This window comes from Siccirubricoccus deserti (genome assembly GCF_014283215.1).
Lineage (GTDB): Bacteria > Pseudomonadota > Alphaproteobacteria > Acetobacterales > Acetobacteraceae > Siccirubricoccus > Siccirubricoccus deserti.
Genome location: NZ_JACOMF010000140.1, coordinates 1 through 4,733, shown reverse-complemented (window position 1 = coordinate 4,733; position 4,733 = coordinate 1). Strand labels below are relative to the sequence as shown.

Below are 4,733 nucleotides of genomic sequence, written 5' to 3'. Positions count from 1 at the left end.
CGCGCCACCTCCAGAACCGGCAGCCACTCGGCGGAGAGCAAGATGATGTTGACCCGCTGCACATGCTTTAGCGGGCGGTTCCGGTCACCAAGGATCGCAGCGAGGCGGATACGATCCTCAGATCCAAGGATGACGCTGACGGTCTGGGCCATGCCTGGAGAATTCCACCGCAGCGCCCCGCTGTGAATCCTCCGTCTGCGTCAATGCACTAGGCCAATGCCGGCGCCTCGCCGCTCCGGCCCAGCGGGAGCAGTACACCCTGCCTTTCGACAGCTACCCCGCCAGCTTCCAACTCGAGGTGAAGCAGTTTGAGGAGCGCATGTCGCGGCGCGAGGGCAGGTCGGTCTTCAGCACCGGCGAAACCGGCAGGCGGATGCGCCCGGCGACGGTGAAGACCCGGCTCTTCGCGGTTCGGCAGGCCGCCGCGGCGCTGGTGCGGAGCGGCTACGACCCGACCACGATCACCAGCCTGCGAAGCCTAGTAGACCCGGTCCGAAACTCCGGCGTGATCCTTGACTACTTTCATGACCGGGCCACCGCCAGGCTGCCCCCGGGACAGCGGGAGCAGGCGGTCATCGGCGGACAGCTCGCCGTCATCGCCGACACCCTGGCGATCATCGCCAGGTTCCATGTTCCGCGGGACGGCGAGCCTCTGCCCGAGGCAACCCTGATCCAGCTGGCGGAGTGGCGAAAGGCAGCCAGGCCGCGGTGCCAGGGCAGCATGTCGGGCAAGGCCCGGGAGCGCCTCCGGCAGCTCATCCAGCCACTGACCCGCAGCCGGCTGCTGGTGCTACCCGAGGACATGAGGAAAGCCGCCAGCGGAGATCCCAGCAGTCGCCACGACGTCGCCCGGAAGGTGATGCTCGCCGCTGCCATCGAGATCCTGCTGGTCTGTCCATTGCGAAAGGCCAATCTCGCAAGGCTCCGCATCGATCGGCATCTGCAGAGGACCGACCGACGCGGGCGCCGCATCAGCCACATCGTCATCGATGAAGCCGAGGTGAAGAACGAGGCGCCGATCGAATGGCCGGTACCGCAGGGCACTGCCGACCTGCTCGAAACCTGGCTGACGCAGTGGCGGCCACATCTGCTCGGCGACGATACCGCGAACCCCTACCTGTTTCCTGGCAGGGCCCCAGGCACCTACGCCAGTGAGAACGGGCTGGGGAACGCCATCACTGGGCTGCTGCACCGCCAGATCGGCGTGAAGGTCAATCCTCATTTGCTCCGGCACTTCGCAGCCTGGCGGCACCTGAGGCGGCATCCCGGCGAATACGAGATCATCCGCCGCGTGCTCGGGCACCGGTCGATCGAGACAACGGTGAAGTTTTACTGCGGCCTTGAGGCGGAGAGCGCGGCCCGGCACTTTCACGCCGGGCTGGAGCTCGACCGGAAGGAGGCCCGCGGGATCGTCGCACTCAGTCGGCCGAGGAGCCGCCGGGGGCATCGATCGGCAAGGCAGGGAGGTTGAATGCCCCGCCGCGTCGATCCTCGCCGTCGCTGCCTTCCGCTGGCCGAGTGGCCGGCAATCGACCGGGCATTTTGGGAGGCCGCCCTGCGGGCCGTCCGGGGGCGCTTTTCCGCCCGCGGGCCAGCCGGGCGGCTGTCATCGGCTGCTCTTGAGAAGCACCAGGACGGCTATGGCCGCTGGCTGGGCTTCCTGTGGTTCCAGGGCTGGCTCGATCCCAACGCGGGCCCGGGCGATCGGCCAACCGAGGCCCGGGTCGCCGCCTACTTCGATGCCCTCGTCGCGCTCGGTAACCGCGACTACTCCATCCTTGGCCGGTTCCAGGAACTCAAGGGTGCGCTGGCGGTCATGCTGCCCGGCCGGGACTTTAGCTGGCTGACCCGTCCCGGCGGTGTGCCATTGGCACGAACGGCTGGCGATGGAGAAGCGTACCCTCACCGTCCACCACAGCCGTACACTGTTCGACTGGGGCATTGGGCTCATGGAGAAGGCTCTCACGCTGCCCGGGCCGAAGCGCCGCCCAGTGATGCTGCGGGACGGGCTGATGATCGCCACGCTGGCGCTGGCTGGCCCGCGTCTCGGCTCGGTGCTCGAGATGGAGGTCGGCAGGTACTTGCGGTTTAATGGCGGCGAATGGTGGCTCGCCTTCAATGAGCCCGACATGAAGAACGGGCGGCCACTCGACTGCCCGCTGCATCGGTCGCTCTCACCCTGGATCCAGCGCTACATCGAGGTGGAACGGCGAGAGCTGCTCGGCGGTCACATGACGGACGCGGTTTGGGTCAACTGGAGCGGGCAGCCGCTCGGCGCGGCCGGGATCGAGAAGCGCATCCGCTGGTGGTCGGCCAAACGATTCGGCGAAAAGGAGGCATTCGGGCCGCACCGCTTTCGGCACTGCCTCGCCACGACCGCCGCACGGGTGACGCCGGAGGCGCCCGGGATCGGTGCCGCGATCCTCAACATCACGGGCAAGGTGTTCCACGAGCATTACGACCGCAGCCAGCGCATCACAGCCGCCGGCCGCTTTCTCTCGACTCTTGACCAGGACCGGGAGGAGGCGCGGGAATACTCCCGCCGGCACGCCGACGATCGGCGAAGTGACGATCATGCCGACAGTGACCGCCAACCAAGGGCAGGAACGCGCCGATGACGCTGTGCTGCGCGACCCACGCTCGCCATCGCGCCGGCCAGCAGCAGGACGCCGCACTCACGGCAAGGGCGGCGCGGCCGCCCGATCCCGCGCCGCGGCTGAGGTTTTGGCTAGGGCGGCGCCTGCCTCCTCGGCAAGATGAACAACGCTCAAGCCATCGCTGACGCGCGGCCCAGGATGACTTCCTATGACCCACTCCGGTGATGACCGTCTTCGGTCCGAACTCTTGGCGCTCGTCATGGAATGGGCAGCAATCCAGGACGAGTTTCGGCAGTGGCGCGTCGAGATGAGGTAGATGACCCAGGATCTCCGGCAGCAGGCTGAAGCCGCAGCCGATGTCGCCGCTGGCCGTCAGCGCGCCGATTTCCGCAGCACGGACTCCTTGTCACGCATGGAGCGGAAGTTGGACCGGCTCCTGACTGCTCTCAATGCCGGGAGTTCCTCGTCGTGACGAATCGTTGCGCGATCTACGCCCGCTACAGCTCGGACCAGCAGCGGGAGGCCTCGATTGAGGACCAGCTGCGGATCTGCCGAGCCAAGGCCGAGCGCGAGGGATGGACGGTGGTGGAGGTCTTCACCGACTACGCCATTTCCGGCTCCAGCACGCTCAGGCCCGGCTACCAGGCCTTGCTCGCGGCCATGCGGGCTGGGCAGCTGGACTTGGTGCTGTCCGAGAGCCTCGACCGCCTGAGCCAGGACCAGGAACACATCGCCGGCTTCCACAAGGTGGCGAAGTTTGCCGGCGTCAGGATCTTCACCCTCTCCGAAGGTGAGATCTCCGAGTTGCATGTCGGCCTCAAGGGCACGATGGGAGCGCTCTACCTGAAGGACCTGGCCGACAAGACCCGGCGCGGGCTCGAGGGTCGGGTGCGGCAAGGCCGGAGCGGCGGCGGGCTCTGTTATGGCTACAAGGTGGTCCGCGGCCCGGTCGGCCGCGACGGCGAGGCCGAGCGCGGGCTGCGGGAAATCGATGCGGCGCAGGCTATGGTCGTCCGGCGGATCTTTCGCGACTACGCCGCCGGCGTCTCGCCCAAGCGGATCGCCCTGTCCCTCAATGCGGACGGCATCCCCGGCCCCTCCGGCGGCGCTTGGGCGCCGAGCGCCATCAATGGCGACCGCGCCAAGGGCACCGGCATCCTGAACAACGAGCACTATATCGGCCGCCTGATCTGGAACCGCCGCCAGTGGTTGAAAGACCCAACCTCCGGTCGAAGGCTGGCCTGGGTCAACGATGCGGCACGTCTCGTGGTGCAGCCGGTGCCTGAGTTGCGGATCGTCGACCAGGAGGTCTGGGAGGCGGCCAAGGCCCGGCAGGCGGAACTGGATGCCAAGGCCAAGGCTCCATCCGCTGGAGGGCGCCCGGCCTTCTGGGCACAGCAGCGGCCGCGCTACCTCTTCTCGGGGCTGATGCGCTGCGCCGGCTGCGGCGGCGGCTTCTCCAAGATCAGCGCCGAGCACTTCGGTTGCTCCATTGCTCGCAACCAGGGCCCAACCGCCTGCACCAACCGGCTGACCATCCGCCGCGATGTCGTGGAGGACACGGTGCTGACGGCACTTCGAGAGCGGCTGATGGATCCGGAGCTGTTCAGGGAGTTTGTCGCCGAGTTCACCGCGGAGTGGAATCGGCTGCAGGGCGAGATCGCCGCCGGCAATGCGGCGCGACAGCAGGAGCTCACGAAGGTGGCCCGGCAGATCGAGCGGCTGGTCGACGCCATCGCCGAGGGCACGCCGGCTGCCAGCGTCCGCACCCGGCTCGCCGCGCTGGAGGACAGGAAGTCGGCCCTGGAGGTGGAGCTCGCGGCAAGCAAGGTTCCTGCCCCACGGCTGCACCCCGGCTTGGCCGAGGTCTACCGCGAGCGCGTGGCGAGCTTGGCCGAGGCCCTGGCCGCCGAGGACGGCGCCGAGGCGCGAGAGGTGGTTCGCGGCCTGGTGGAGGAGATCTGCCCGGTATCCGAGGCCGGCAGGTTGCGGATCGAGGTCCGCGGCGAGTTGGGCGTCATTCTCCGCCTGGCGGAGGGGGCTGGAATTGGCAAACACCTCGGCGATGTTGCCGAGGCGTTGCTGCTGCAAATCAAGATGGATGCGGGGACAGGATTTGAACCTGTGACCTTCAGG

3 protein-coding genes and 1 pseudogene are annotated in these 4,733 nt (G+C 67.8%); 3 read left to right on the top strand and 1 reads right to left on the bottom strand.

What is annotated here, in order from left to right; genetic code table 11:
• Positions 1-152: pseudogene (locus H7965_RS28750) on the bottom strand (IS630 family transposase); the annotation flags it as partial.
• Positions 153-319: 167 nt separating this feature from the next.
• Between H7965_RS28750 and H7965_RS28745 the strand changes: the two are divergent.
• From H7965_RS28745 to H7965_RS28735, 3 genes are all read left to right on the top strand, one after another.
• On the top strand, positions 320-1,471 hold the full coding sequence (locus H7965_RS28745; RefSeq protein ID WP_186773934.1) for a site-specific integrase: 1,152 nt from the start codon (positions 320-322) through the stop codon (positions 1,469-1,471).
• 415 nt (positions 1,472-1,886) lie between these two features.
• Positions 1,887-2,618: a tyrosine-type recombinase/integrase gene (locus H7965_RS28740; protein WP_186773933.1), complete on the top strand. Its 732-nt coding sequence runs from the start codon at positions 1,887-1,889 to the stop codon at positions 2,616-2,618.
• A gap of 447 nt (positions 2,619-3,065) precedes the next feature.
• The coding region (locus H7965_RS28735) for a recombinase family protein (RefSeq protein ID WP_186773932.1) at positions 3,066-4,733 on the top strand (1,668 nt) is incomplete at its 3' end.